General features: G+C 63.8%; 18 protein-coding genes. 9 read left to right on the top strand and 9 right to left on the bottom strand.

Features of this window, described 5'->3' with window-relative positions:
* Nucleotides 1–93 precede the first annotated feature (93 nt).
* Together ACF8R4_RS16745 and ACF8R4_RS16740 are read right to left on the bottom strand one after the other, a co-directional pair.
* On the bottom strand, nucleotides 94–1,407 hold the full coding sequence (locus ACF8R4_RS16745) for a hypothetical protein (protein ID WP_392492955.1): 1,314 nt from the start codon (nucleotides 1,405–1,407) through the stop codon (nucleotides 94–96).
* A 155-nt stretch (nucleotides 1,408–1,562) separates the two neighbouring features.
* Nucleotides 1,563–3,056 (bottom strand): aldehyde dehydrogenase, encoded by a 1,494-nt coding sequence (locus tag ACF8R4_RS16740; protein ID WP_060500964.1) that lies wholly within the window; start codon nucleotides 3,054–3,056, stop codon nucleotides 1,563–1,565.
* A gap of 433 nt (nucleotides 3,057–3,489) precedes the next feature.
* Between ACF8R4_RS16740 and peaA the strand changes: the two genes are divergently transcribed.
* From peaA to ACF8R4_RS16715, 5 genes are all read left to right on the top strand, one after another.
* Nucleotides 3,490–5,055: a quinohemoprotein amine dehydrogenase subunit alpha gene (peaA, locus tag ACF8R4_RS16735; RefSeq protein ID WP_392492953.1), complete on the top strand. Its 1,566-nt coding sequence runs from the start codon at nucleotides 3,490–3,492 to the stop codon at nucleotides 5,053–5,055.
* Nucleotides 5,056–5,103: 48 nt separating this feature from the next.
* The gene (gene peaB, locus ACF8R4_RS16730) at nucleotides 5,104–6,534 is read left to right on the top strand and encodes a quinohemoprotein amine dehydrogenase maturation protein (RefSeq protein WP_104834658.1); all 1,431 of its coding nucleotides are present in this window, start codon (nucleotides 5,104–5,106) and stop codon (nucleotides 6,532–6,534) included.
* A 1-nt stretch (nucleotide 6,535) separates the two neighbouring features.
* Nucleotides 6,536–6,859 (top strand): quinohemoprotein amine dehydrogenase subunit gamma, encoded by a 324-nt coding sequence (qhpC, locus tag ACF8R4_RS16725; protein WP_012272119.1) that lies wholly within the window; start codon nucleotides 6,536–6,538, stop codon nucleotides 6,857–6,859.
* Nucleotides 6,860–6,891: 32 nt separating this feature from the next.
* Nucleotides 6,892–8,013, top strand: coding sequence for a quinohemoprotein amine dehydrogenase subunit beta (gene peaD / locus ACF8R4_RS16720; RefSeq protein ID WP_060500959.1), 1,122 nt, complete (start codon nucleotides 6,892–6,894; stop codon nucleotides 8,011–8,013).
* A gap of 76 nt (nucleotides 8,014–8,089) precedes the next feature.
* Nucleotides 8,090–9,763, top strand: coding sequence for a fatty acid CoA ligase family protein (locus tag ACF8R4_RS16715; RefSeq protein ID WP_060500957.1), 1,674 nt, complete (start codon nucleotides 8,090–8,092; stop codon nucleotides 9,761–9,763).
* A 51-nt stretch (nucleotides 9,764–9,814) separates the two neighbouring features.
* On the opposite strand, the gene mobA is transcribed toward ACF8R4_RS16715, so the two are convergent.
* From mobA to ACF8R4_RS16700, 3 genes are all read right to left on the bottom strand, one after another.
* On the bottom strand, nucleotides 9,815–10,390 hold the full coding sequence (gene mobA, locus ACF8R4_RS16710; RefSeq protein ID WP_060500955.1) for a molybdenum cofactor guanylyltransferase MobA: 576 nt from the start codon (nucleotides 10,388–10,390) through the stop codon (nucleotides 9,815–9,817).
* Nucleotides 10,391–10,451: 61 nt separating this feature from the next.
* Nucleotides 10,452–13,580: a multidrug efflux RND transporter permease subunit gene (locus ACF8R4_RS16705; protein WP_392492951.1), complete on the bottom strand. Its 3,129-nt coding sequence runs from the start codon at nucleotides 13,578–13,580 to the stop codon at nucleotides 10,452–10,454.
* 11 nt (nucleotides 13,581–13,591) lie between these two features.
* Nucleotides 13,592–14,767 carry an efflux RND transporter periplasmic adaptor subunit gene (locus ACF8R4_RS16700; protein ID WP_392492950.1) on the bottom strand — a complete coding sequence of 392 codons (1,176 nt, stop codon included), beginning with the start codon at nucleotides 14,765–14,767 and terminating at the stop codon, nucleotides 13,592–13,594.
* 159 nt (nucleotides 14,768–14,926) lie between these two features.
* Between ACF8R4_RS16700 and ACF8R4_RS16695 the strand changes: the two genes are divergently transcribed.
* On the top strand, nucleotides 14,927–15,628 hold the full coding sequence (locus ACF8R4_RS16695) for a response regulator transcription factor (RefSeq protein ID WP_060500948.1): 702 nt from the start codon (nucleotides 14,927–14,929) through the stop codon (nucleotides 15,626–15,628).
* A gap of 6 nt (nucleotides 15,629–15,634) precedes the next feature.
* Nucleotides 15,635–16,933, top strand: coding sequence for an ATP-binding protein (locus ACF8R4_RS16690; protein WP_392492948.1), 1,299 nt, complete (start codon nucleotides 15,635–15,637; stop codon nucleotides 16,931–16,933).
* On the opposite strand, the gene ACF8R4_RS16685 is transcribed toward ACF8R4_RS16690, so the two are convergent.
* The 4 genes from ACF8R4_RS16685 to nrfB form a co-directional block, all read right to left on the bottom strand.
* A complete protein-coding gene (locus tag ACF8R4_RS16685) occupies nucleotides 16,908–17,999 on the bottom strand; it encodes a diguanylate cyclase (protein ID WP_060500945.1) in 1,092 nt (363 codons plus the stop codon). The two genes, ACF8R4_RS16690 and ACF8R4_RS16685, sit on opposite strands and share 26 nt — an antisense overlap.
* Nucleotides 18,000–18,135: 136 nt before the next feature.
* Entirely contained in the window at nucleotides 18,136–18,975 is an 840-nt protein-coding gene (locus ACF8R4_RS16680; protein WP_104834663.1) for a DUF4434 family protein, read from the bottom strand.
* Nucleotides 18,975–21,980, bottom strand: a complete 3,006-nt coding sequence (locus ACF8R4_RS16675; protein ID WP_200929386.1) for a phage receptor — start codon at nucleotides 21,978–21,980, stop codon at nucleotides 18,975–18,977. The genes ACF8R4_RS16680 and ACF8R4_RS16675 overlap by 1 nt, the downstream gene beginning before the upstream one ends.
* Nucleotides 21,977–24,151: a cyclic di-3',5'-guanylate-activated glycosyltransferase NrfB gene (gene nrfB / locus ACF8R4_RS16670; RefSeq protein WP_164524572.1), complete on the bottom strand. Its 2,175-nt coding sequence runs from the start codon at nucleotides 24,149–24,151 to the stop codon at nucleotides 21,977–21,979. Before nrfB ends, ACF8R4_RS16675 begins: the two co-directional genes overlap by 4 nt.
* A 192-nt stretch (nucleotides 24,152–24,343) precedes the next feature.
* On the opposite strand from nrfB, the gene ACF8R4_RS16665 reads away from it, so the two are divergent.
* Together ACF8R4_RS16665 and ilvA are read left to right on the top strand one after the other, a co-directional pair.
* Nucleotides 24,344–24,775 carry a PACE efflux transporter gene (locus ACF8R4_RS16665; RefSeq protein ID WP_060500938.1) on the top strand — a complete coding sequence of 144 codons (432 nt, stop codon included), beginning with the start codon at nucleotides 24,344–24,346 and terminating at the stop codon, nucleotides 24,773–24,775.
* A gap of 181 nt (nucleotides 24,776–24,956) precedes the next feature.
* Entirely contained in the window at nucleotides 24,957–26,516 is a 1,560-nt protein-coding gene (gene ilvA / locus ACF8R4_RS16660) for a threonine ammonia-lyase, biosynthetic (RefSeq protein ID WP_082426453.1), read from the top strand.
* Nucleotides 26,517–26,613: the final 97 nt, after the last annotated feature.

Below are 26,613 nucleotides of genomic sequence, written 5' to 3'. Positions count from 1 at the left end.
GCCCTGGTCTTGTCCAAGAGCTCAGGCTCTGAGCAAGGCTCAGGTCTTGTGCTGACCTGTGGGAGCTGGCTTGCCGGCGATAGGGCCCTTGAGTCAGAAGAAGGTCCCCACAATCAACTGCATGTAGGCCCCGGTATCCCGCCCGCCCAGTTGTGTGCCGCCATTATCCGCACTACGCTCCGGCTTGTAGAAGCCCACCAGCGGGCTGATCAGCAGGTGGTCATTGACCATCCATTCCACATACAGGTCCAGCTCCCGTCCGCCCAAGTTGCCCTGGTCGGTGTCCAGCGTGTCGAAGTCGAAGTACAGTGCGCCCACGGTCAGGTTGTCCCGTAGCTTGCCCTTCAGCGCTACGTGGTGTACCTGGCTGTTCTTGTTGAACGGCCCGGCATAGTTGGCCGCCACTTCACCCTGGAACCAGGTGCCATAGCCCCGGCTCAGGCCATAGAACAGCGGGTCGAAACCTTCGGAAAAGCGGCTGTAGCGGTAGGTCGCGGTGGGCGACCAGGGTAGCTCGGAGAACGTCCAGTTGCCCTCCAGATACCAGGCATTCTCGCGTCCACCGGTCTTGTCCTGGGTCACGTATTCGGCGGCCAGCTCCAGGTCTTTCACGCCCAGGTTACCGCGCCCGCGCAGGCTGGCGGTGTCCATGCCGTCGCGGTGCTCCAGGCCCATGATCTGCGCGTAGCGCTGGTCAACGTCCTGCCCGCGTATCCAGCTGACGCCCACGGTGCCAGCGTCGGCGACGTGTTCAAGGTTGGCTACTGCCAGCGACGTGTCGGCCTGGTAGTGGTTGTCGGACTTAAGCCACATCAGGTCACCGCGCCAGCCTTGTTTGCCGCCCAGGCGCAAGACTGCGGTGCGGTCGAAGGCCTTACGGGCGGCCAGGTAGTAGGCGCCGCCACGGTTGAAGTTGGCGCCCAGGTCGACCTTGCCCAGGTTCACCGGGTCGCCCTGGATCAGGAACCCGTCGCCCAGTGTCACCACCTGGCGGCCACCGGAAATGTCCACGCCGTGTTCACCCAGGGCCGGGAAAAGGTTGGCCGAGCGCCAGCCCAGGTACAGGTCTTCGATGGCGGTGCGGCGTTCGTCGCCGAGGGTCAGGCCGGCGGCATCGCCGTCGCCCCAGGTGGCGGAGCTGAGCAGGTTGAACGCGCCGTAGAGTGCGCCGGCATCGGGCAGGGCCTGGCTGCCGCTGAGGCCGTATTTGATGTAGCCCTCCTGCCAGGCGGTGCTGCCGGGCTGGCGGTTGCCGGCCTGGTTGAAGCTTTCGTCGCTGTGGAAGACGCCAAACAGGGCTTCAAGGTCGGCGTTGAGGGTGGTGCCGTTGTGGTTGTACAGCTCGTGGGCTTGGCTGGCGGGTGCGGTTAACAGCAGGGCCAAAGTGCAGGCGAGTGTGTGCCTCATGGGTGTGCTCCAGGGTTTTTTATTGTTGTTTTTGTGTTGCCTGGGCCGGCCACTTCGCGGGCAAGCCCGCTCCCACAGAGTCCCCACAGATTTCAGGCTTGTGGTTATCCTGTGGGAGCTGGCTTGCCGGCGATAGGGTCGGTACAGGCAAAAGGTCAGAGCTTGATCAACACCGATTTGAGTTCGGTGTAATGCTCGATGGCAGCGGCCCCCATCTCACGGCCAACGCCAGACATCTTGTACCCCCCAAACGGCAACGCCGGGTCCAGCGCACTGTGGCAGTTGACCCAGACTGACCCCGACTTGATACGCGGGATCATCCGGTGCACCGCTGCCAGGTCGTTGGACCAGATGCTCGCGCCCAGGCCGTAGGGGTTGTCGTTGGCCATGCCGATCACTTCGTCGATATCATCGAACGGCATCGCCACCAGCACCGGCCCGAAGATTTCTTCCTGCACCAGGCGGTGGCGCTGGTCGACATCGACAATCACCGTCGGCTTGACGAAGTAGCCTGGGCCAAAGCTTTCGCCACCGCAGGCGATGGTCGCGCCCAATTCGCGACCCAGCTCGATGTAGCCGGTGACGCGGTCCTGCTGTTTGGCTGAAATCAGCGGCCCCATTTGCACGGCCGGGTCCAGGCCGCTGCCCAGTTTCATGCCATTGGCGATGCCGGCGATGTCGGCCACCACGTTGTCGAAGTGCTTGCGGTGTACATACAGGCGCGAGCCGGCGCAGCACACCTGGCCCTGGTTGAAGAAGATCGCCGTGGCCGCACCCGCAGCCGCTTCCTGCAGGTTGGCGTCGGGCATGACGATGGTTGGCGATTTGCCGCCGAGCTCCAGGGTGACGCGGGTCATGTTGTCCATGGCCGCCTTGCCGATCAGCTTGCCGACTTCGGTAGAGCCGGTGAAGGTCAGCTTGTCCACGCCGGGGTGGCGGCTGAGCGCGGCACCGGCATTAAGGCCGGTACCGGTGATCACGTTGAACACGCCCGCCGGGTAACCGGCTTCATCGACCAGTTCAGCCAGTTTGAGCACGCTCAACGGGGTTTCATCTGCAGGTTTGAGCACCACGGTGCAGCCGGTGGCCAGGGCCGGACCGAGCTTCCAGCAAGCCAGCAGCAGCGGGAAGTTCCAGGCGACGATGGCGCCTACCACGCCGACGGCCTCACGGCGCACGAAGCCGTGGAACTGGTCGTTGGGCATCAACGGCATGGAGGCGTCGACGGTGCTACCCTCGATCTTGGTGGCCCAGCCGGCCATGTAGCGCAAAAAGTCGATGGCCAACTGCACGTCCATCACCTGAGCCACGGCGGCGCTCTTGCCGTTGTTCAGGCACTCCAGCTCGGCCAGCTGGCGGGCGTCGCGCTCCATCAGGTCGGCCAGACGCCACAGCAGGTTTTGCCGTTCACGCGGGCGCAGGCGGCTCCACGGCGAGCCGTCGAAGGCCTGGCGTGCAGCGCGCACGGCGCGGTCAACGTCTTCGGCCTCGGCGGCGGGCACTTCACCCAGCACTTCGCCAGTGGCCGGATTACGGAACGACAGGGTGCGACCGCTGGCGGCGTCCTGCCAGTCGGCGCCGATGCGCATCTTCAGCTTGCGTTCGAGAAAGGCGCGGGTGGCGGGCAGGATGGGCAGTTCGGAAAGCATAGGGCTGTGCCTCTTGTCATTGGGTGTGACGGGCTCAGGCGCAATGGCCGTGCCAAGGTGGGCAAATGGCCGCAAAGTGTTGAAGGCGTTGGGTTTTGCCAGGGTGCAAGGTTGTGATTGCAGGCGTGCGCTGTTGCACATTGAGACGGCGTGAGACGGTGGTGAAACAAAAGCTGTGTCGGCCTCTTCGCGGGCAAGCCCGCGACGGCCTGCACGGCAGGCCCCTGTCTCAGGATGAAACACCCTGTCGCGAAATGGCACGCTGCAATTGGCCATCCCTGCGGGCATTGAAACCAGGAAAACGGCCTAAAAGCCTGAAAGAAAACGTTTTTACGACACCTGGCACAGTTCCTGTATCACAACCGTCACATGCACACCTGCTGTACCAAAGCGTGCGAAAAACGATAAGAACAACAACCGTGGAGGTCTGACCTTGAAGACGACTCGACTCCGGCTGCATGCGGGCAAACTGGCGCTGGTCGCCGCCGCGCTGCTGAGCACCCAGGCCATGGCGGCCGAGCAGGGCCCGAGCCTGTTGCAGAACAAGTGCATGGGGTGCCATATCCCCGAAGGCAACGATACCTACAGCCGCATCAGCCACCAGCGTAAAACGCCGGAAGGCTGGCTGATGAGTATCGCCCGCATGCAGGTAATGCATGGCCTGCAGATCAGCGACGACGATCGTCGCACGCTGGTCAAGTACCTGGCCGACAAGCAGGGCCTGGCGCCCAGCGAAACCGAGGGTGTGCGCTACGCCATGGAACGCCGGCTGAACACCGTCGAGCACTTCGATACCCAACTCAGCGAAACCTGTGGCCGTTGTCACTCCGGTGCCCGCGTCGCCTTGCAGCGCCGCCCGGCCAAGGAATGGGAGCACCTGGTCAACTTCCACCTCGGCCAATGGCCGTCCCTCGAATACCAGGCCCAGGCGCGTGACCGCGACTGGCTGCCGATTGCCCTGCAACAGGTGGTGCCGGAACTTGCCAAGCGTTATCCGCTGGACAACCCGGCCTGGGCCGAGTGGCAGAAGGCCAAGCCGAATGCCGATGTGCTGCCGGGGCAATGGGCCTTCAGCGGGCACATGCTGGCCAAGGGCGATGTGCGCGGAGTGATGAGCGTTACGGCTGACCAGGGCGACACCTTCAAGGTGGAGGTCAAGGGCGCTTATGCCGATGGCACGCCGTTCAACGGCAGTGGCACGACAATCCTGTACAACGGCTATGAGTGGCGCGGCAACGTCAAGGTGGGCGACGCCAACCTGCGTCAGGTGTTCGCGGCACTGGATGGCGAAATGAAAGGCCGCATGTTCGAGGCCGAGCACGATGAACGTGGCCTGGACTTCACTGCGGTGAAGGAAGGCAACGCACGCCTGCTTGCCGTACAGCCGGCATTCATCAAGGCAGGCGGCGAAAGCGAGATCACCTTGGTAGGCAGCGGCCTGGACGGCAAGCCCGACCTGGGCGCCGGGGTGGAAGTGACCGAAGTGTTGGAGCAAACCCCCACCCTGGTGCGAGTCAAGGCCCGCGCAGCCGCCGATGCCAAGCCTGGCCAGCGCGAGGTTGCAGTGGGCGCGCTCAAAGGTGCAAACCTGGCGGTATACGACAAGGTCGAGGAAGTGAAGGTCGTGCCGGCATTCTCCATTGCCCGCATTGGCGAGAACGGTGCTTCGGTACCGAAAGTGCAGGGCCGTTTCGAAGCCGAGGCCTGGGGTAAAGACGCCAGCGGCCAGCCACTGCGCATCGGCTACCTGCCAGCCACCTGGAAAGTCGAGCCGTTCAACGAACGTGCGGTCGAGGATGAGGACGTCAAGTTCGCCGGCAAGATGCAGGCCGATGGCGTGTTCGTGCCCGGCGGTGCCGGCCCCAACCCTGAGCGCAAGATGATGACCAACAACGCTGGCAACCTGAAGGTCATCGCCACCCTGGCCGACGGTGGCCAGACTGGCGAAGGGCACATGATCGTCACCGTTCAGCGCTGGAACAACCCGCCGCTGCCGTAACGGCAGGGCGCAACGGTTTTCCAACGGATCGATTATCGGGAGGTCGCCATGGGCGCACTACTGAACCTGGTCGAACGCAACCTGCATGAAGTGCAGGTTGATGCCGACCGCATGCTGTTCCATATACCCAGCAGTTCGCTGTTTGCCACAGATGCCGTGACCGGCAGCATCATCGACGCCTTGCGCCAGCAAGGTTGTTCGGCCGAGGAGCTGATGCAGCGCCTGGGCCAGCAGTTTGCCGGCGACGATATCCAGGACACCCTGCGCGAGCTGATCGCGCTGGAGCTGGTCAGCGACGGCTCGCCGCTGACCCCGGAAATCGCCCTCAGGCAGGTCGAGCGCACCGCGCTGAATACCGTGGTGCTGAACGTCAACACCGGCTGCAACCTCAGTTGCACCTATTGCTACAAGGAAGACCTGGACAAACCGTCCGCCGGCAAGAAGATGAGCACCGCCACCGCCGAAGCCTCGGTGGAGATGCTGCTCAAGGAATCGCCCAACGAGGAGCGCTACAGCGTGGTGTTCTTCGGTGGCGAGCCCTTGTCCAACCGGCCGTTGATCGAGCATATGGTGGCTTACTGCGAGCGGCGTTTCGCCGAGGCGGGCAAGGCGGTGGAGTTCATCATGACCACCAACGCCACGTTGTTGACCGAAGAGATCATCGACTGGCTCAATGCCCACCGCTTCGGCTTGTCGATCAGTATCGACGGCCCCAAGACCGTGCACGACCGCAACCGCATCACCGTGGGCGGGCAGGGCACCTATGACGTGGTGCGGCGCAAGGCCGACCTGTTGCTGTCGCGCTACACCAGCCGCCCGGTGGGCGCGCGGGTCACGCTGACCCGTGGCATCACCGACGTCGAGACCATCTGGAACCACCTGTTCAACGAAATGGGCTTCGCCGAAGTCGGCTTTGCCCCGGTCACCTCGGGCGACATGGCCGACTTCAACCTCACTGGCGAAGAGCTGGTGCAAGTGTTCGCCAATATGAAAGCGCTGGGCCGCAAGTACCTGGAGGCCGCGCTGGAACACCGCAACATCGGGTTCTCCAACCTCCACCAGCTGATTACCGACATCCACGAAGGCCACAAGAAGGCGCTGCCGTGCGGTGCCGGGCTGAAGATGCTGGCGGTGGACCACGAAGGCGAGCTGAACCTGTGCCACCGCTTCACCGGCTCCAGCCTGCCGACCTTCGGCAACGTGCACCAGGGCGTGAAGCAGGCGCAGCTCAACGACTTCCTGTCGCAGCGCCTGGACCGCAGCAACACCGGCTGCGAGAGCTGCCGTATCCGCAACCTGTGCTCTGGCGGCTGCTACCACGAAAGCTATGCGCGCTACGGCGACCCGCAGCACCCGACGTATCACTACTGCGAACTGATGCGCGACTGGGTCGACTTCGGCATTGAAGTCTACAGCCGCATCATGGCCGCCAACCCGGCCTTCATCGATCGCTACATCACCCCGCGGAAGGCGCACTGACATGAAGCACTTGAAGCCCCTGAACAACAAGGCGCGTATCCTCGAACAGGCCGCTGCCGAAGACCGCGTCGAAGAAGTCATGGCCATGAGTGCAGTGGCCGGCTGTACGGCCACCACCGACCCGGGTTGGGAAGTGGACGCCTTTGGTGGCGTGAGCTCGCTGTGCCAGCCGATGGAAGCCGACCTGTATGGCTGCTCCGACCCTTGCTGGTGGCCGGCCCAGGTGCCGGACATGATGAGCACCTATCAGGACTGGAACGCCCAGGCCACCAACTCGGCGGATGACTGGCGCAACCTCGGCACTGTGTTCCCGAAAGACAAGTGACCGGCCCAACAAGAATGACAAGGGGAAACCGCATGAAAGCTGGACGCTGCGCGCCACTCGCGCTCACCATCGCCGCCATGGCGTGTACCGGCCTGGCACAGGCCGACGATACCGCGCCGGCACTGAAGGCTGGCCACGAATACATGATCGTGACCAACTACCCGAACAACCTGCATGTGGTCGATGTGGCCACTGATACGGTGTACAAGAGCTGCGTCATGCCCGACAAGTTCGGCCCCGGCACCGCAATGATGGCGCCGGACAACCGCACCGCCTACGTGTTGAACAACCACTACGGCGACATCTACGGCATCGACCTGGACACCTGCAAGAACACCTTCCACGCCAACCTGTCCAGTGTGGCGGGTGAAGTGGGCCGGTCGATGTACTCGTTCGCCATCAGCCCCGACGGCAAGGAAGTGTACGCCACGGTCAACCCGACCCAGATGCTGAACGACCACTACGTGGTCAAGCCGCCACGGCTGGAAGTGTTCAACACTGCCGATGGCTTGCAGGCCAAGCCAGTGCGTACCTTCCCGATGCCGCGTCAGGTTTACCTCATGCGCACCGCCGACGATGGCACCTTGTATTTTGCCGGGCCGGACATCTACAAGATGGACGTGAAGACCGGCAGGCATTCGGTGGCCTTGCCGCTGCGCAACTGGAACCGCAAAGGCTACAGCGCCCCGGACGTGCTGTACTTCTGGCCGCACCAGAACCCGCGCCACGAGTTCTCGATGCTGTACACCATTGCCAAGTTCAAGGACGCCAAGCAGGACCCGAACGAGGCCGAGCTGTTGTACGGCTACCTGAGCGTCGACCTGAAGACCGGCAAGACCCACACCCAGGAGTTTGCCGACCTGACCGAGTTGTATTTCACCGGCTTGCGTTCGCCCAAGGACCCGAACCAGATCTACGGCGTGCTCAACCGCCTGGCCAAGTACGACATCAAGCAGCGCAAGCTGATCAAGGCGGCTAATCTGGAGCACACCTATTACTGCGTCACGTTCGACAAGAAGGGCGACAAGCTGTACCTGGGCGGCACCTTCAACGACCTGGCGGTGTTCAACCCGGAGACGCTGGAGAAGGTGAAGAACATCAAGTTACCGGGTGGTGACATGTCGACCACGACGCCTCAGGTGTTCATCCGTTAAACCGGAGTTGCCTTCTTCGCGGGCTTGCCCGCGAAGAGGCCAGTACAAACACTATAAAAACAACAAGAGAACACCCATGCCCCAGCCAAGCTACTCCAAGGGTAACCAGGACAAAGCCCTGCTCAGCCAGTGCATCGGTGATGCCTTCGACACCACCGTCGCCCGCTTCCCCGATCGCGAAGCTTTAGTAGTCCGCCACCAAGCCTTGCGCTACACCTGGCGCCAACTGGCCGCTGCAGTCGACCAGCACGCCCGAGCCCTGATGGCCTTGGGCGTGCAACCCGGCGACCGCCTGGGCATCTGGGCACCCAACTGCGCCGAGTGGTGCATCACCCAGTTCGCCAGTGCCAAGGTCGGCGCGATCCTGGTCAATATCAACCCGGCCTACCGCTCCAGCGAGCTGGACTACGCCCTCGGCCAGTCCGGCTGCCGTTGGGTGATCTGCGCCGACGCGTTCAAGACCTCCGATTACCACGCCATGCTGCTGGGCCTGGTGCCGGGCCTGGGCACAGGCCAGCCGGGGGCGCTGATCTGCGAGCGCTTCCCGGAGCTGCGCGGCGTGGTCAGCCTGGCCACCGCACCACCACCAGGCTTTCTGGCCTGGCATGAATTGCAGGCCCGTGCCGATGCAATCAGCCGTGAGGCCCTGGCCGAGCGCCAGGCGCAACTGCACTGCGACGACCCAATCAACATCCAGTACACCTCGGGTACCACCGGGTTCCCCAAGGGCGCGACCCTCAGCCACAGCAACATCCTCAACAACGGGTACATGGTTGGCGAAAGCCTGGGCCTGACCGAGCACGACCGGCTGGTGGTGCCGGTGCCGCTTTACCACTGCTTCGGCATGGTCATGGCCAACCTTGGTTGCATGACCCACGGCAGCACCCTGATCTACCCCAACGATGCCTTCGACCCACTGGCCACGCTACGCGCTGTGGCAGAGGAAAAGGCGACCGCGCTGTATGGCGTGCCGACCATGTTCATCGCCGAACTGGACCACCCACAACGCGCGGAATTCGACCTGTCGAGCCTGCGCACCGGGATCATGGCCGGTGCCACCTGCCCGATCGAAGTGATGCGCCGGGTGATCGGCGAAATGCACATGGCCGAGGTGCAGATTGCCTACGGCATGACCGAGACCAGCCCGGTGTCATTGCAGACCGGGCCGGACGATGACCTGGAGCGCCGTGTGACCAGTGTCGGCCGCACCCAGCCACGGCTGGAGAACAAGGTGGTCGACGTTGACGGCAACACCGTTCCGCGTGGCGAGATAGGCGAGCTGTGTACCCGTGGCTACAGCGTGATGCTCGGTTACTGGAACAACCCCAAGGCCACCGCAGAAAGCATTGATGGTGAAGGCTGGATGCACACTGGCGACTTGGCGGTGATGGACGAGCAGGGCTATGTGCGCATTGTCGGGCGCAGCAAGGACATGATCATTCGTGGCGGCGAAAACATCTACCCGCGTGAGCTGGAAGAGTTCTTCTTCACCCACCCGGCGGTGGCCGATGTGCAGGTGATTGGCGTGCCATGCAGCAAGTATGGCGAAGAGATCGTGGCCTGGGTGCGGCTGCACCCGGGGCATACCGCCAGTGAGGATGAACTGCGTGAGTGGGCGAGGGTGCGGATTGCGCACTTCAAGGTGCCCCGGTATTTCCGCTTTGTCGACGAGTTTCCGATGACGGTGACGGGCAAGGTGCAGAAGTTCAGGATGCGTGAGATCAGTGTCGAGGAGTTGTCGGCCGGATGACTTACTGCCTGTTCCGGCCTGTTCGCGGGCTCGAACAGGCGGTAGATGACTTCAGCCTTGTAGCAACTCCGGACTGTTGAAATTGCTTAGCCGGGGATCACTGTCGGGACATTCCAACCCCTGAATCACATCGCGCAGCAAGGCCTTCTGCAAACTCCGCTCACCCGCTGCCCATGCCTGCTCCAGCAACGGCAGCACCCGCCGTGGCAGCACGCTGAACATCGGCTGCCAATACCCCCCTTGGCGCACCATCGCCGCACTGTCACTCGCCACCGCCAACCGCAGCAAATCCTCGATCAACACCCGGTCAACCTGCGGCGCATCGCACGCCAGCAGCACCACCCACTCATGCCGCGCCACCTTGAGCCCGGCAATCACCCCCGCCAACGGCCCCGGGAAGCCCGCCTCGGCATCGCCCACCAACTGGTCGGCATACGCCCGGTAGGCCTCCTGATTGCGGTTGCAGGAAATCACCAGATCATCGCTTAATGGCCGCACCACCCGCTGCACATGCGCCACCAGCGGTTCGCCCTTCCATTCGATCAGCCCCTTGTCACGGCCGCCCATGCGCTGGCCACGGCCGCCGGCAAGGATGAGGGTGGAGCAGGGGGGGATTGCATCAGGCATGAAAAAGGGCTCCGGGCAGTCATTGCCGGGAACCCTCCCATTTCACGCGGGGCTTGTCCAGTCAGCTTTCGCCGCCAACCGGTTGCGTGTCGGCGTTACGCGCCTGACGACGCCCAGCCAGCCGCATCACCACCACAAAGAACACCGGCACAAACACCACCGCCAAGGTGGCGCTGAGCATGCCGCCGATCACCCCGGTACCGATGGCCTGCTGGCTGGCCGAGCTGGCGCCGCTGGCGATGGCCAGCGGTACCACGCCGAGGATGAATGCCAGCGAGGTCATCACGATGGGGCGCAGGCGCAGGCGGGCGGCCTGCACCGCAGCGTCGACGGCATCCACGCCCTGGTCGACCAGGTGCTTGGCGAACTCGATGATCAGGATGGCGTTTTTCGCCGACAGACCGATCAGGGTAATCAGTCCAACCTTGAAGAACACGTCATTGGGCATGCCGCGCAGGGTCACGGCCAGCACCGCACCCAGTACGCCGAGGGGCACCACCAGCAGCACGGCGGTGGGAATCGACCAGCTTTCGTACAGCGCTGCCAGGCACAGGAATACCACCAGCAACGACAGCGCCATCAGCATCGGTGCCTGGCTGCCGGACAAGCGCTCCTGCAGCGACAGCCCCGTCCATTCCAGGCCGGCGCCAGGCGGCAACTGGGCGACCAGGCGCTCGACTTCCGCCATCGCCTCGCCCGAGCTGTAGCCTGCTGCCGGTTCGCCGGAAATCGACACCGCCGGGTAGCCGTTGTAACGGGTCAGCTGCACCGGCCCGCTGACCCACTTGGCCTGGACGAACGCGCCCAGTGGCACCATCTTGCCGCTGTTATTGCGCACGTGGATTTTCAGCAAGTCTTCGACCTGGCTACGCTGGTCGCCTTCGGCCTGCACCACCACCCGCTGCATGCGGCCCTGGTTGGGGAAGTCGTTGACATAGCTGGAGCCCACCGCCACGTCCAGCACCGAGCCGATATCGGCAAACGAAACGCCCAGGGCATTGGCCTGGCGGCGGTCGATTTCCAGTTGCACCTGCGGGCTTTCGGCCAGCGATGCTTCACGCACGTTGGTCAATACCTTGCTTTTGCCGGCATTGGCCAGCAGCGTGTCGCGGGCAGCCATCAACGCGGCGTGCCCCATGCCGCCACGGTCCTGCAGGCGAAATTCGAAGCCGGTGGACTCGCCCAGGCCGTCGATAGGCGGCGGCAGCACGGCATAGGCCACAGCGTCCTTGAGCTGGGTGAAGGCCATGGTCGCGCGGTCGGCAATCGATTGGGCGCTGTCGTCGGCACCACGCTCGGACCAGTCCTTGAGCGTGGTGAATGCCAGTGCTGCGTTCTGCCCGCTACCCGAGAAGCTGAAACCCAGGATCAGCGTGGTGTTGCCTACGCCCGCTTCCTCGGCGTTATGCGCCTCGATCTGCGCGGCCACCTGTTCGGTGCGCATGCGGCTGGCGCCGGGTGGCAGCTGAATGTCGGTAATGGTGTAGCCCTGGTCTTCGGTGGGCAGGAACGCTGTGGGCAAATGGCTGAAACCGTAGCCCAGCACCGCCAGCAGCACCGCGTACACCAGCAGGTAGCGGCCGCTGCGCTTGAGCGCCTGCATCACCCAGCGTTGGTAGCCATTGCTCAGGCTTTCGAAGCGGCGGTTGAACCAGCCGAAGAAGCCTTTGCGCTCATGGAGCTCACCCTTGGCGACCGGTTTGAGCAAGGTGGCGCACAGCGCCGGGGTCAGGCTGAGGGCCAGGAATGCCGAGAACAGGATCGACACCGCCATCGACACCGAGAACTGCTGGTAGATCACCCCCACCGAACCTTGCATGAAAGCCATGGGCAGGAACACCGCCACCAGCACCAGGGTGATGCCGACGATCGCGCCGCTGATCTGGCCCATGGCCTTGCGCGTGGCCTCTTTGGGCGGCAGGCCTTCTTCGGCCATGATGCGTTCGACGTTTTCCACCACCACGATGGCGTCGTCGACCAGGATGCCGATGGCCAGCACCATGCCGAACAGGGTCAGCACGTTGACGGAGAAGCCCATGGCCAGCATGACCGCGAAGGTGCCCATAAGCGCCACCGGCACTACCAGTGTGGGGATCAACGTATAGCGCAGGTTCTGCAGGAACAGGAACATCACTGCGAACACCAGCAGCATGGCTTCGAAAAGGGTGTTGATGACCTGCTCGATCGACACCTTGACGAACGGTGAGGTGTCGTAGGGGATGTCGTACCTGACGCCTTCCGGGAAGTAGCGCGCCAGGTCCTGCATTTTCGCCCGCACCAGGGTGGCGGTTTCCATGGCGTTGGCCCCCGGCGACAGCTGCACGCTGAACGCGGTGGCCGGCTTGCCGTTCAGGCGGGTGCCGTACTGGTATTCCTGGGCGCCGATCTCGACCCGGGCGACGTCACCGACAGTGACCGTGGAACCGTCCGGGTTGGCGCGCAGGACGATGGCGTTGAACTCCTCCGGTGTGCTGAGCTGGCCTTTGACCACCACGTTGGCGGTAATTTCCTGGGTGTCACGGGTGGGCAGGTCGCCAATGCTGCCGGGCGCGACCTGGGCGTTCTGCGCGGCGATGGCCTCGGCCACGTCGTTGGGCGTGAGGTTGAAGCCGATCAGCTTGCGCGGGTCGATCCAGATGCGCATGGCGCGTTCCGAACCGTACAGCTGGGCTTTACCGACGCCCTTGAGGCGGCGGATTTCGTCCATCACGTTGCGCGCGAGAATGTCCGACAGCGCGGTTTCGTCGAGTTTGCCATCTTCGGAGGTGAGGGTGGCCAGCAGCAGGAAACCGGTAGACACCTTTTCTACCTGCAGACCCTGCTGGGTGACCGGGCGCGGCAGGCGCGACTCGACCACCTTCAGGCGGTTCTGCACGTCAACCTGGGCCAGGTCCGGGTTCGTGCCCGGGGCGAAGGTGGCGGTGATGGTGGCGCTGCCCAGGCTGCTTTGCGACTCGAAGTACAGCAGGTTGTCGGCACCGTTGAGCTCCTGCTCGATCAGGCTGACCACGCTTTCGTCCATGGTCGCGGCGGAGGCGCCTGGGTACACGGCGTAGATTTCCACCTGCGGCGGGGCCACGTTCGGGTACTGGGCTACCGGCAGCTGCGGGATGGCCAGCGCGCCGGCCAACAGGATGAACAGTGCGACCACCCAGGCGAACACCGGGCGGTCGATGAAGAATTGCGGCATGAATCAGGCCCTCACTGGCCGGTGTGCTGTGCGATGGGCGCTGCGCCCGTTGCGTTGTCGACCTGCACCTGGTCACCGGCCTTGACGTGTTGCAGGCCTTCGACCACTACCTGCTCGCCTGGCGTCAGGCCTTCGCTGACGACCCAGCGATCACCCTGGGCGCTGCCCAGTACCACCTGGCGGTCGCTGACCCGGGCCTGAGCGTCGACCACCAGCACCTTGGGCACCCCGGCACTGTCGCGCAGGATGGCCCGCTGCGGCACGCTCAGGCCTTTGGGCTGTACGGCCTGCTCCAGGCGCACACGCACATAGCTGCCGGGCAGCAGGTCGAGGTCCGGGTTGGGGAACTCGCTGCGCAGGGTGATCTGGTTGGTGCTGGGGTCGACACTGATGTCGGAGAACAGCAGCTTGCCTGGCAGCGGGTAGGCACTGCCATCGTCCTGGATCAGCGTGGCGCGGGCCTGGCCGTCACCCACCTGCTGCAGCTCGCCTGCGCGCAAGGCCCGGCGCAAGGCGTTGAGCTCGCGGGTGGACTGGGTGACGTCGGCGTGGATCGGGTCCAGCTGCTGGATGGTCGCCAGCGGCGTGCTTTCGTTTTGCCCGACCAGGGCGCCTTCGGTGACCTGGGCACGGCCGATACGGCCGGAAATCGGCGCGGTTACCGTGGCGTAGCCGAGGTTCAGGCGGGTGCGCTCCAGGGCGGCCTTGGCGGCGGCCACGTCGGCGTCGGCCTGCAGGAAGCTGGCCTTGGCGTTGTCGTATTCCTGGCGGCTGACGGCCTTGTCGTCGACCAGCTCGCGGTAACGCTGCTCTTGCAGGCGTGCCTGGTACAGGGTGGCCTCGGCCTTGGCCAGGGTGGCCCGGGCACTGTCGTGGTCGGCCTTGAATGGCGCCGGGTCGATCAGGAACAGCACATCGCCTTGCTTGACGTCGGTGCCCTCGCGGTAGACGCGTTTGAGTACCACGCCCGCGACCCGTGCGCGCACTTCGGCGGTGCGCGGTGCCAGGATGCGGCCGCTGAGTTCGCTGATTATTGCCAAGGGCTGCAATTGCAGGGTTTCGACCCGCACCTGCGGGGTAGGGGCCTTTTCGTCTTGCTCGGCGCTGTCGCCACAGCCAGCCAGGGACAAGCTCAGAAACGCCAGAAGCGCCACTGGGCGCAGGCGAGGGGAGAAAGTAGTAGGCATGCGGATCTTCCGATGATGACCGGGTATATGCTACGGCAGCTGTTGCACTGACGGCTGTTAATACCTGTAGGGTGAGTGTGAAAAAGTGTGAAGATCAATCCTCCGGGCCAGTAGGGTTATATATTCTGCGTACACCTGTACCCAGATTCCCAAGCACCTATGCCGAATATTTTCCTGGTCGAAGACGACAGCGCCCTGTCCGAACTGATCGCCAGCTACCTTCAACGCAACGACTTTCATGTCCAGGTGATCGCCCGGGGCGACCATGTGCTGGACGAGTACCGCCGACAAAAGCCGGACCTGGTCATCCTTGACCTGATGCTGCCGGGCATCGACGGCCTGCAACTGTGCCGCTTGCTGCGCCAGGAGTCGCAGAGCCTGCCGATTCTGATGCTGACGGCCCGTGATGACAGCCATGACCAGGTTTTGGGCCTGGAAATGGGGGCCGATGATTACGTCACCAAACCCTGCGAACCACGCGTGCTGCTGGCCCGGGTGCGTACGCTGCTGCGTCGTAGCAGCATCAATGAGCCGCGCCTGGACAACGACCTGATCCTGATCGGGGGGCTGCGCATCGACCTGGCCGAGCGCACGGTTAGCTGGCGCGGCGAAGAAGTGGAGCTGTCCAGCGGTGAGTACAACCTGCTGGTGGTGCTGGCGCGTAATGCGGGCGAGGTGATGAACCGCGACCGTATCCTGCAACAACTGCGGGGTATCGAGTTCAATGGCACCGATCGCTCCGTGGACGTGGCCATCTCCAAACTGAGGCGCAAGTTCGACGACAGCGCCGGCGAAGCGCGCAAGATCAAGACCGTGTGGGGCAAGGGTTACCTGTTCAGCCGTGTCGAGTGGGAGTGCTGATCGACCATGCTCAAGATCCTGGTGCGGCTGTACCTGGTGATCATCGTTGCCTACGCCGGTGCGTTGCTGTTCATCCCCGACACCATTGTCGGCCTGTTCCGCGACCGCTTCATGGCCTACAACCTGGACCAGGCCAAGGGCGTGCAGGCGTTGATCGTGCGCCAGTTCCGGCAGGCCCCGCGCGAGCAGTGGCCAGCCGTGGAGCAAGAACTGGCCAGTGATTTCGCGCCGCTGGAATTGCAACTCCTGCGCATGGACCAGGCCGGCCTGAGCGATGAAGAACAGGTGCGCCTGGAGCATGGTTTGTACGCGGTGCGCATTGCCGAGTGGGGCTACTACGAAACCGTGCTGGCACCGCTGGACAAGGAATGGCTGGTGCGCCTGCACTCACCGCCAGACCCGCTGGACATCAACGTGTTGTCGTGGGGGGTGACCGTGCTGATTGGTGCGGCCATGCTGGGGTGTCTGCTGCTGTGGGTATGGCCGCACTGGCGCGACCTGGAGCGCCTGAAGGAAACCGCTCGGCGCCTGGGCCAGGGGCAGATGGCCGAACGTACGCATATTTCGCCGCATTCCAACATTGGTGAGTTGGCTGGCGTGTTCGACACCATGGCCAGCGACCTGGAGCGCCACGTCAACCAGCAGCGCGAGCTGCTGAATGCAGTGTCGCACGAATTGCGCACACCCCTGACCCGGCTGGATTTCGGCCTGGTATTGCTGTTCGACGAGGTGCCGCCGGCCAGCCGCAAACGCCTGCTGGAACTGGTGGGGCATGTGCGTGAGCTGGATGAACTGGTGCTGGAACTGCTGTCCTACAGCCGGCTGTACAATGCCGACCAGGCCCGCGAGCGGGTCGAAGTGTCGTTGCTGGAGCTGGTCGACAGCGTGCTCGGTGGTTTTGCCGAGGAACTCGACGGCCGGGGTATCCGTTGGGAAGTGCAGGCCGAGGGTAATCTGCCCCGGTTCGTGCTGGACCCGCGCTTGACGGCGCGTGCGGTGCAGAACCTGGTGCGCAATGCCATGCGTTATTGCGATGAAAGCCTGTTGTTGCGGCTGCGGCTGGAGGGCGATGGTGCCTGCCTGCTGACCGTGGAGGATGACGGCATTGGCATACCGGTTGAGGAGCGCGAGCGGATTTTCCAACCGTTCTACCGCCTGGACCGCAGCCGGGATCGCAACACCGGCGGGTTTGGCCTTGGGTTGGCGATCAGCCGGCGAGCGATCGAGGGGCAGGGCGGCACCTTGACGGTGGCGCAATCGGCGCTGGGTGGTGCGCAGTTCAGGATTCGGCTGCCAGCCGGGTAGTCCACAACACAAACCGGTCCTTGCCCGTGTGCTTGGCTTCATACAGCGCCTGGTCGGCCTTGATCAGTGCCATGGTCAATGTATCGCCCGCGCTCACCTGCGCCAGGCCGATACTGATGGTTACCGGATGTGTGCCTGCATCTTCACGCACTCTGCGTACCAATGCCTCTACCTGCTGTTCAGCACTTTGCTGGTCCAGCCCCTCAAGAAAAATGGCAAATTCCTCACCGCCCAATCGGGCAAACCCGGAACCGGCCATGGCCGCCTTGATGTGCAGTGCCACGCGTCTGAGCACTTCATCACCCACGTCGTGGCCAAAACGGTCATTGACCTTCTTGAAGTTGTCTATGTCGACCATCGCCAGATACTGCCCGGGCGTCGCCCGTTTCAATTGCTGCTCTGTTTCGGCCATGAACGAGCGGCGGTTGGGGATTTCGGTCAGGGCGTCGACATAAGCCTGCTCAAGCAGCACCTTCGACAGGTAGAAGTTGTGCAGTTTGGCCTTGCGGATTTGCAGGTAGCTGTAGCTCACCAGGCCGCTGAGGAAAATGGCGTAGCTGATGAGCATGGCGCCTTCGAGGGCGCCCGGTTCAATGCGCGTGTGGTAGAAAGGGTTGAGCATCACCCAGGTGATGACCATGGCGCAGAAGAACGACCAGCGTCGCACCGGCTGCACCGACACGGCGTACAGCACGGTGGAGACGCCGAGCACCAGCCACACCGGGCGCAGGGCTACCGGGATGCCTTCGATCACCAGGCGCATGCCCAAGGTGATGACGGCAATGAACAGCAGGTTGAGCACGTCGAAGTGATGGCTGCGGCGTGTGAAGTGCAGCACGATGGTCAGGCAGCCCAGCAGGGCGATGAACAGGTAGGACAGCCAGGTGAAACCCTGGCCGCCGAGGAAGCTGACGATCAGGTCGAAGACCAGCCAGATCAGGATACTGATGCAGAACACCAGCAGGCAGAACGGGCGCATGGACTCGAATTCGTGCTGGCGGAATTCGGCGCGCAGGGCGGCGGGGGCGACCTGCTGGCGTACGTGTGCTTCGATGGTTTTGAACATCGGGGGCTCCTGGGAGTACTGCTTTGCCAGGCCCGGCCCTATCGCGGGTAAACCCCCACAGGTCCCCCACAGCGTTCGAGTGCTGTGCGGTCTGTGTGGGAGCGGGCATGCCCGCGAACAGGCCGGGCCTGGTGGCTCAATTCTGTGGCAGAACGTTCCGCGCCCAGGGCCGGTAGCGCAAGGCAAACACCGCCTCGGCATGGCACCCGCTACCCAGCTTCGGTTCGGCGGGCTCAGCCCTGAATGCCTGCCCTGGTCCGCTCACCTGGCGGAACGCCTCGCGCACCACGCCCACCCGGCACGGCAAAGCCTGTTCATAGCCTTGGCGTACCAACGCGGGCAAACGCCCGGTCCCGGCGCCATCCTGCCACCAGACAGTCAAGCCCAACCCGGCCAGTTGCTCCAGCCACGCGGCGTTGATTCTTGGCGACAATTTGCCCGCGCTGAACGCACTGATATGCAACGGTTTGTCCAGCTGGCGGTTGAAGGCCTGCAACTGGCTGTACAGCGCATCGCGCCGTTCAGCCTCACGAAAGTGCTGGTCGTCCAGCTCCATCGGCAGGTACCAACCGTCCACCGGCAACTGCCAGGTCTGGCGCAATTGCTGGTACTGACTGAGCGAGCGACCCAGCTGCGCTTTCCAGTAGCTGTTCATCCCTTCGCCGTCCAGTTCGTCGAGGCGCTGGTAGTAGGCCGGGTCCATGTACAACCCCACGATCAGTTGCAGGCCTTGGGCACGTGCGCTACGCAGGCTGTTTGCCAGCCAGCCCTGGGCACCGCCAAAATCGCTGTCACCATACGCGCTCCACTGCACGATCAGGGTCTTGCCACCCTGCGCCACGGTGGCGTGCCACAGCTGTTGCCACTGGGCAGGGGTGATACTGGCGTCGCGGTTCAGGGGTTGGTAGAACAGGCGCTGGTCAGCTGTGGCCGGCAGGCACAGGGCAAGCAGGCAGAGGGCGAGGATCGTACGCATCAGAAGGTCATCTCCGCACCGACCAGCACGCCGTTGGCGCGCTCGTAAAGATTGCCGCCCAGCGACTGCTGGTATTCGGCACGCACTTTCAGCGAGCCGCGGTAGGCGTTGTAGCGGTCGTCATCGAACCACCACTGCCAACGCACACCCACCCCCGCACGGGCGTCCTGGCGCCAGTCGTTGCTCGGGTCCTGGCTGGAGAACTCGACAAAGCCGTAGGGCATCAGGGTTTGCGGTGAGCTGCTGGGCAGCTTCCAGGCATGCCCCTGCTGGTAGCGCGACAGCCAGGCATGGTCGCCGGCACGTGTCCACCAGGCGGCGTCGAGGTAGAGGAAGCGCTCGTTCCAGTCGTCTTCATCCACCCGCCAGTCGTTGCGCCAGTCACCTTGGTCAAGGAATGAGGCCGTGGCGCGCAGCAGCAGGTCGTTGCTCGACTCGGCGTTGTGGCGCAGGTCGCCCCAGTTGCCGCCGACCTTGGCCGGGCTCAACAACTGCCCCAGGCTCAGGCTGCGATAGTGTTCTTCGTCGATCTGCCGCTGGTGATACAGCTCGGCGTACAGGTTGAGGTTGGCCTGGCCGAGCGGCTTGTAGCGCAGGCCAACACCGGTACCCATGCTTTGCGCGTAATCGGTACGGCCCTGACCACCGAACAGTACCCGGCCATACACCGACAGGGTGCTGCCGTTGCGGCTGGGCTCTTCACCCAGGGCGTGGTCCCACATGACCAGCTGCACGTTCTGCGATTGTGCGCGGCGCGAGCTGCCGCTGCGCTGGCCGTTGTCGAGGAACTTGTCGTTGGTCGAGGTGCCGGCGGGCGACCAGGTGCTGGCTAGGGTGATGGTGTCACGCCGTGACAGGGCTTCGTGGGCCCTGCGCTGGCGGTATTTGCGGGCTTCCAGGCTGCCGTATTCGTCGTCACCGTCGACCAGGTTCTGCTCCACATCGAGGATACGGCGCAGTTCGCGGCGTGCCGAGGCGCTGTCTTCGGCTTCGTCGTAGCGCAAGGCCAGCGTTTCGCCGAGGCGGTAGTCCTCGGGGAAGTCGTGGGTCGCCTGCTCCAGGTACGGGATCGACTGGCGGCGCTGGGCCTTGTCTGTGGCGCCGGCCAGGCGCATGCCGTAATCGGCGCGGTAGCGTGGCTGATCGGGGGCCAGGCGCACCGCTTCGGCCAGCCAGGCCATGCTTTGCGCGCTGTCGCCGGCCAGCTGCGCGGTGCTTGCGGCCGCGTAGTAGTGGTCGGCGCGTGGGTTGCTGGCCAATGCCTGGCGCTGGAAGCCCAAGGCGGACGGGTAATCGCCCTGGCGCTGGGCAATGGCGGCGCCCAGCGCCCAGTCATCAGCACTGTGGTGCGCGGCGGCGTCCCAGTAGCGTCGAGCGGCTTCTGCATCGCCGGCATTCAGCGCACCACGGGCGGCGGTGAGGCGGGCGTTGTCGGTCCAGGCGCTGTCCGGGACGCTGCGCCAGATGGGCAGGGCCGCCTCGGAGTCGCCCGCCGCTTCAAGGGCATAGGCCAAGGGCAGGCGATCGCCGCTGCCGCCCAAGCGTTCGGCGGCCTGGTAGTAGACCACCGCTTCGCCGGGCTGGTCAGGCATGGCGCAGCGGCCCAGTGCGCGGTACTGGCCGGGTTCGCTCGGGGTGGCCGGTATCGCCTGGTGCACGGCATCGCACTGACCGGCTTCGGCCAGGCGGCTGAGTAACTGGGCGCGGGTGTTGGCATCCACTCGTGGTATCAGGCCAAGCATGCGGCGGCTGTCCAACGGCCCGTCAGTACGTGTATACAGGTTGCCCAGGCGTTGCAGCAACGACGGGCTGAGGCGGCCTTGGCGGCGGTCGTAGGCGTGCTCCAGCAGTTCCCGGGCGTGTGCCACCTGGCCTTGTTCCACCAACAGGAAGGTGGCTTGCTCCAGCGCGGCCAGGTCGTCGCTTTGGCGGTAGCGCTTTTCCCATTCGCTGGCGGTACGCGGTTGCGGCGGCTGTGGCGGGTCGCCGTACAGGCGTTGCTTGAGCACGGCGTAGGCGCGTGCATCGGCCGTGGTCGTGCAGCCTTTGAACTGCTCGCGGGCCAGATCCGGATCATGGCGCGACAGCCAGTCCACGGTCTCCAGGCAGGGGCGCTGCAGGGCGTTGCTCAAGCGCATTACCATTGCCGCATCATCGCCTTCGCGGGCCAGCTCCCACAGTTGCTGGCGCTGCTCGGGTTGATTCAACTGATCGGGCGGCAGCGACTGCAACCAGCGTTGGGCCTGTTGGTTGTGGCCGACGGCAATGGCGCGGTTGGCCATGGCCAGGCGTGCCTGGCTGGCTGCCTGAGGGGAGGGTGCGCTGGCCAGCAGCGTGTTCAGCCCTTTTTCGTCCACCTGCTGGATATATGCATTGGCCAGGCGTTGCCAGTCTCCGGCGGGTAACTGGCCCTTGTCGGCGAGCGGCTGCAGTTGCTCGATGGTTTCCTTCCAGTTGCGCAGCTGTTCGGCAAAGCTGGCACGGGCCAGGCGCAGTACCTGACCATCATCGCGCGGTGGCAGCTGGTTCAGCCATTCCAGCGCTTTGCCAGCACCCCCGAACTTGGCCAGGCTCAGGCTGTAAGCCTGCCACAGGCGCACCCGGTGCATGGCATCGCTGGTGGCCAGCCATTGCTCGACCTGGCTGGCTGGCGGTGGGTCCTGCTCGATCCACGTCAGGCGAAGTTCGAGCAGCGCGTCGGCGTATTCGGGGCTGCCTTGCAGTTGTTCGGCCAGTGCTTCGGCGTCCTTGTAGCGGCGTTGGTGAGCCAGGGCTTCTACCAGCAGTGCGCGGGCTTCGTCGTTGTTCGGCACGCGGCCCAGCACGTGACGGGTCAGGCGCTCGACCTCGGCCCAGTTGTCTTTCCTGGCCTCACGATAACTGCGGTCCATGAACGGAAAGCTGGTGAACCGCTGGAAATCGGTCATCGGTGCCGAGGCGGCGACGGGCAGTGCGGCGGAGCACAGCAACAGGCCAGTGAAGGTGAGAGTAAAACGCGGCTTCATGCCACCTCCCGGGTCAGGTCAAGGGCAGCCTGCTGTTCGCTGGCCTGTTCGTCGAGTGCTTGCTGCAACACCTGCTCGGTGATGATGCCGCGCGCGATCAGGTGCTCGCCCAGGCTCTGGTGTTCGGGGTCGAAGTCGATCAGTGCCTGGTTGAACAAGGTGACGGGCACCATACCGCGCACCTGCAGCAAGGTACCGAGCATGACCTGGTGGTGGCTGACCCGTTCCAGCAGCGCCTCGTCGTCCTGATGGCGTGCGAGCGTGGCCAGCATGTCGCGGGTTTCCGGCTTCTGCCAGGGGCTTGGGTAGTGGTAGCGCAGGCCCAGGGTTACCCGGCCTTGTGGTGCCAGGCGCACGCGTACCGGGCGTTTGAGGTGGCGGCTGATTACCCCCAGTGACACTTGGCTGACCGGGCTTTCGCTGGCCAGGATCAGCGTGTCGCCGTCCTCGGCCACCGGCAGCACGCCGTAGTGCGTCGCCAGTTTGCGCGGCAGTTTGGCGATCAGTAGCGGTTCGAGCTTGAACGGGTTCAGCGGAGCCCATGGTATGTCTAGCTGCTCGGCCAGGGTGGCCACCAACTGTTCGCTGTTTACCCAGCCACGCAGCAGCAGTTCGCGGCCCAGGCGCCGGCGCACAGGGCTGTTGATTGCCTGTTGCAACTGCTCGTCGCTGATCAACCCTTTGGCCACCAGTCGCTGGCCCAGTGGCGTGCGGGCAGGGGCGGCGATGGCGGGGAACTCGTGTGTGGTCTTGTCCCAGGCCACGCGCCGAGAGTCACCCATCTCCATGACCTGGCGCAGGGCACGCAGGTTGGCGAAGAAGTTGACGAAGTTGCTCCACATCATGCGCGGTGCCGACAGCAGGCCTTCGCCAATGCCGTAGAAACGGGTAACGAACCAGCCGCGCTGGAACAGGCGGTTGAACAGCATCAGGCCGTTGAGCCAGAGCAGGGTCGAGAGCAGCCAGCTGTCGCTAAGGATCGACATGAAGCGCCACGAATCCGGCGCAATCACCGTGACCAGCCACATGGCCAGCAACACCAGCAGCAACAGGTTGACCAGAAAACTCAGCAGGTAGGCGAACAGCCCACGGCGGTCGCGCCAGAGGAAGTAGTTGAGCGCGCCCTTGCGGCTCCAGCCCAGGTTGCTGGTGCCCTGGAACACGATGCCGACGATCCACCGCGACTTTTGCCGAATGGCATGCTGCCAGTCCCGCGGGAAGTGCTCGCGTACGCAGATTACCTGGGAAAACTCCCGGCTCATGCCCGGGCGCCATTCCTGTTTCAGGGTCAGCGCCGGGTCGCTGATGGAGTAGCGGGCGAAAATGCACTTCATGCCTTTTTGCTTCAGGCGAAAACCAATGTCGTAGTCTTCGGTGAGGCTTTGCACGTCGAAGGCGATGCCGTCGCCGTCTTCCAGCAGCGCACTGATAGCGCGACGGCTGAAACAGGTGCCGACCCCGGCACTGGGCACCTGGCCGGTGAGTGCTTCGCGAACGATAACGTCCTTGCCGTGGTTTTCGGCGAACTCGTCGACATAGTGGCCGGCGGTAAAGCCCTTCCATTCGGGTGCGTAGGGGTACACCGGGATCTGGATCATGTCCTTTTTCGGCAGCAGGTAATTGAACAGGCGCAGCTCCATGGGCGAAATCACGTCTTCGGCGTCGTGCAGGATAAAACCGGCGAACTCGATACGGGCGTCCTGCTGAAAGCGCAGCAGCGCGTCGATGATGTTGTTCAGGCAGTCGGCCTTGCTGGTGGGGCCGGGGCGGGCGCATACCACCTTGTGCACGTTGGGGTAGTGCAGGCACACCGCGTCGACATCGGCCTGGGTTTGCGGGTCGTTCGGGTAGGTGCCGACAAAGATCTGGTAGTTTTCGTAGTCGATGGTGGAGGCCGCCAGGCGCGCCATTTCACCAACCACGCCCACTTCGTTCCAGGCCGGGACCATGATGGCCAAAGGTTTTTCCGGGACTTCGTACAGGCGTTTCTCGTCGGCCTTCTCGAACCTGTCGTAGATGCGAAAACGCCGGATCAGCTTTCGCCCCCAATAGCACAGGTCGATGAACAGGTCGTCCAGGCCCAGCAGGAACATCAACGAGGCGAGAATGATCGCCAGGATCTTCAGGCCGAACAGCACATAGGTGAGAAAATCGATGAATGCCAGGCTCATGCGGCAGTCACCGGCAGAATGGAATAGGCCATCGTCTGTATCCTCGCTCGGTTCCCTCGACGAAGTTGTACGACATGTCGCCGTTTGTACGGGATAGATACAAGCAGCCGAATGCGAGGTTGTCCAAATTTGGGCTTTTTCTTGTGGGCCACATCTTGTAGTTTTACAGGTCGTTTACCCAGGGAGCTGAACATGCAAGGCAAGGCGCGCAAGATCGTCCAGGCCATTCTTTACGAAGCCATCGCTGTGGCCTGCGTGGCGCCTGCGCTGGAGCTGGCGTTCGGTGCCGGCATGGCGCATTCGACCGTGCTGTCGGTGCTGATGTCGGGCATCGCGATGAGCTGGAACATGGGCTACAACTGGGTGTTCGAACGTTGGGAGGCGCGCCAGCACCAGCGGGAGCGCACTTTCATGCGGCGCTTGCTGCATGCACTGGGTTTCGAGGGGGGGCTGGTGGTGATTTTGCTGCCGCTGGTGGCGTACTGGTTGGACGTCAGCCTGTGGGCGGCACTGCTGACCAACCTGGCGTTGTTCGTGTTCTTCTTCGTTTACGCCTTTGTCTTCCAGTGGGGGTTCGACAAGGTGTTCGATGTGCCGCTTTCGGCGCAGCAAGCCAAGTGTTGACTTTGTGCCGCGCTACCGGCTAAGTTCCTACCCCATGAATACATTCCCGCACGTGAACGCCATTATTATTACCGCCATTATCAGCTTGGCGGGCTAGCGCGTACGTGCACCGAACCCGCCCTGGAGGCGGGTTTCTTCTCTCTGACTCCTGGGCAAACTGAAAACAGCCAAGGAGTCATCGATGACCAGCTTCAGCGTCCCGCGTACTGCCGTCACCCCCCAGCAACTGCTGTCGGAGCAGGTGCGGCGCATTCTTGCCGCCCCGGTGTACGACCTGGCCATCGAAACGCCTCTGCAAGCCGCGCCTGCCCTGTCTGCCAGCCTGGGTAACCAGGTATTGCTCAAGCGCGAAGACCTGCAGCCTACCTTCTCGTTCAAGATCCGTGGTGCCTACACCCGGCTGTCGCGCCTGACCCGTGCGCAGCGTGAGCGCGGGGTCATTACCGCTTCGGCCGGCAACCATGCCCAAGGCGTCGCCCTGGCAGCCTCGCACCTGGGCATGAAAGCCACCATCGTCATGCCCACCACCACGCCATCGCTGAAGGTGGAAGGGGTGCGTTCACGTGGCGGCCATGTGGTGCTGCACGGTGAAAGCTTCCCGCACGCCCTGGCACACGCGTTGAAGCTGGCCGACAGCGAAGGCGCTACCTTTGTGCCGCCGTTCGATGACCCGGACGTGATCGCCGGGCAGGGCACGGTGGCCATGGAAATCCTGCGCCAGCGCCCGGGTGCGCTGGATGCCATCTTCGTACCGGTCGGTGGTGGCGGTTTGATCGCCGGCATTGCTGCCTATGTGAAGTACCTGCGCCCAGAGGTGAAGGTGATCGGCGTGGAGCCGGAAGACTCCAACTGCCTGCAGGCTGCCATGGCCGCTGGCGAGCGGGTGATCCTGCCGCAGGTCGGTACGTTTGCCGATGGTGTAGCGGTGGCGCAGATCGGCGCCCATTGTTTCGAGCTGTGCCGGCACTTCGTCGACGAGGTGGTGACCGTGAGCAGCGATGAGCTGTGTGCGGCGATCAAGGACATCTATGACGATACCCGTTCGATCACCGAGCCGTCCGGCGCCTTGGCGGTGGCCGGGATCAAGAAATACGTGGCACGCGACGGCGTACAGGGGCAGACCCTGGTTGCCATCGATTCCGGGGCGAACGTCAACTTCGACCGCCTGCGCCATGTGGCCGAGCGGGCGGAGCTGGGGGAACAGCGCGAGGCGATCATCGCTGTGACCATTCCGGAACAGCCGGGGAGCTTCCGCGCGTTTTGCCAGGCGCTGGGCAAGCGGCAGATCACCGAGTTCAACTATCGCTATTACCCCGGTAAAGAGGCGCGCTTGTTTGTCGGGGTGCAGACCCACCCTGTTCACGATCCGCGTGAGCAGTTGCTGGCCAACCTGCGCGAGCAGGGTTACAGCGTGCTGGACCTGACCGAAAACGAGCTGGCCAAGCTGCATGTGCGCCATACCGTGGGTGGCCATGCTGCACCGGGGGCTGATGAGCGGGTCATGCGCTTCGAATTCCCCGAGCGGCCTGGGGCGTTGTTGGGCTTTCTGGAGCGGCTGGGCAAGCGCTGGAACATCAGCCTGTTCCATTACCGCAACCATGGCGCGGCAGAGGCCCGGGTTTTCGCGGCGTTGGAGGTGCCGGGGGACGAGGTAGCGGGGTTGCCGTTGGCGCTGGATGAGATGGGGTATCGGTATTGGGATGAGACCGATAACCCGGCTTACAAGCTGTTCCTGGGCTGACTTGAAAGCTTGAGGCTGCCTGTACTGGCCTCATCGCCGACAGCAAGCTCTCACAGGGACCGCGCAATGCTGAAGAGCTATGCAGTACTTGTGGGAG

It is taken from the genome of Pseudomonas sp. FYR_2, from assembly GCF_043106425.1.
In the GTDB taxonomy this organism is placed as follows: Bacteria; Pseudomonadota; Gammaproteobacteria; order Pseudomonadales; family Pseudomonadaceae; genus Aquipseudomonas; species Aquipseudomonas monteilii.
Note: the sequence above shows the minus strand (reverse complement) of the source record. Positions and strands in the feature narration are given on the sequence as shown.

What these genes read in the sequence shown, in the direction of transcription:
- ACF8R4_RS16745 (WP_392492955.1), bottom strand. Translation starts at nt 1,407, where the DNA reads ATGAGGCACACACTCGCCTGCACTTTGGCCCTGCTGTTAACCGCACCC.
- ACF8R4_RS16740 (WP_060500964.1), bottom strand. Translation starts at nt 3,056, where the DNA reads ATGCTTTCCGAACTGCCCATCCTGCCCGCCACCCGCGCCTTTCTCGAA.
- peaB (WP_104834658.1), top strand. Translation starts at nt 5,104, where the DNA reads ATGGGCGCACTACTGAACCTGGTCGAACGCAACCTGCATGAAGTGCAG.
- qhpC (WP_012272119.1), top strand. Translation starts at nt 6,536, where the DNA reads ATGAAGCACTTGAAGCCCCTGAACAACAAGGCGCGTATCCTCGAACAG.
- peaD (WP_060500959.1), top strand. Translation starts at nt 6,892, where the DNA reads ATGAAAGCTGGACGCTGCGCGCCACTCGCGCTCACCATCGCCGCCATG.
- ACF8R4_RS16715 (WP_060500957.1), top strand. Translation starts at nt 8,090, where the DNA reads ATGCCCCAGCCAAGCTACTCCAAGGGTAACCAGGACAAAGCCCTGCTC.
- mobA (WP_060500955.1), bottom strand. Translation starts at nt 10,390, where the DNA reads ATGCCTGATGCAATCCCCCCCTGCTCCACCCTCATCCTTGCCGGCGGC.
- ACF8R4_RS16705 (WP_392492951.1), bottom strand. Translation starts at nt 13,580, where the DNA reads ATGCCGCAATTCTTCATCGACCGCCCGGTGTTCGCCTGGGTGGTCGCA.
- ACF8R4_RS16700 (WP_392492950.1), bottom strand. Translation starts at nt 14,767, where the DNA reads ATGCCTACTACTTTCTCCCCTCGCCTGCGCCCAGTGGCGCTTCTGGCG.
- ACF8R4_RS16695 (WP_060500948.1), top strand. Translation starts at nt 14,927, where the DNA reads ATGCCGAATATTTTCCTGGTCGAAGACGACAGCGCCCTGTCCGAACTG.
- ACF8R4_RS16690 (WP_392492948.1), top strand. Translation starts at nt 15,635, where the DNA reads ATGCTCAAGATCCTGGTGCGGCTGTACCTGGTGATCATCGTTGCCTAC.
- ACF8R4_RS16685 (WP_060500945.1), bottom strand. Translation starts at nt 17,999, where the DNA reads ATGTTCAAAACCATCGAAGCACACGTACGCCAGCAGGTCGCCCCCGCC.
- ACF8R4_RS16680 (WP_104834663.1), bottom strand. Translation starts at nt 18,975, where the DNA reads ATGCGTACGATCCTCGCCCTCTGCCTGCTTGCCCTGTGCCTGCCGGCC.
- ACF8R4_RS16675 (WP_200929386.1), bottom strand. Translation starts at nt 21,980, where the DNA reads ATGAAGCCGCGTTTTACTCTCACCTTCACTGGCCTGTTGCTGTGCTCC.
- nrfB (WP_164524572.1), bottom strand. Translation starts at nt 24,151, where the DNA reads ATGAGCCTGGCATTCATCGATTTTCTCACCTATGTGCTGTTCGGCCTG.
- ACF8R4_RS16665 (WP_060500938.1), top strand. Translation starts at nt 24,344, where the DNA reads ATGCAAGGCAAGGCGCGCAAGATCGTCCAGGCCATTCTTTACGAAGCC.
- ilvA (WP_082426453.1), top strand. Translation starts at nt 24,957, where the DNA reads ATGACCAGCTTCAGCGTCCCGCGTACTGCCGTCACCCCCCAGCAACTG.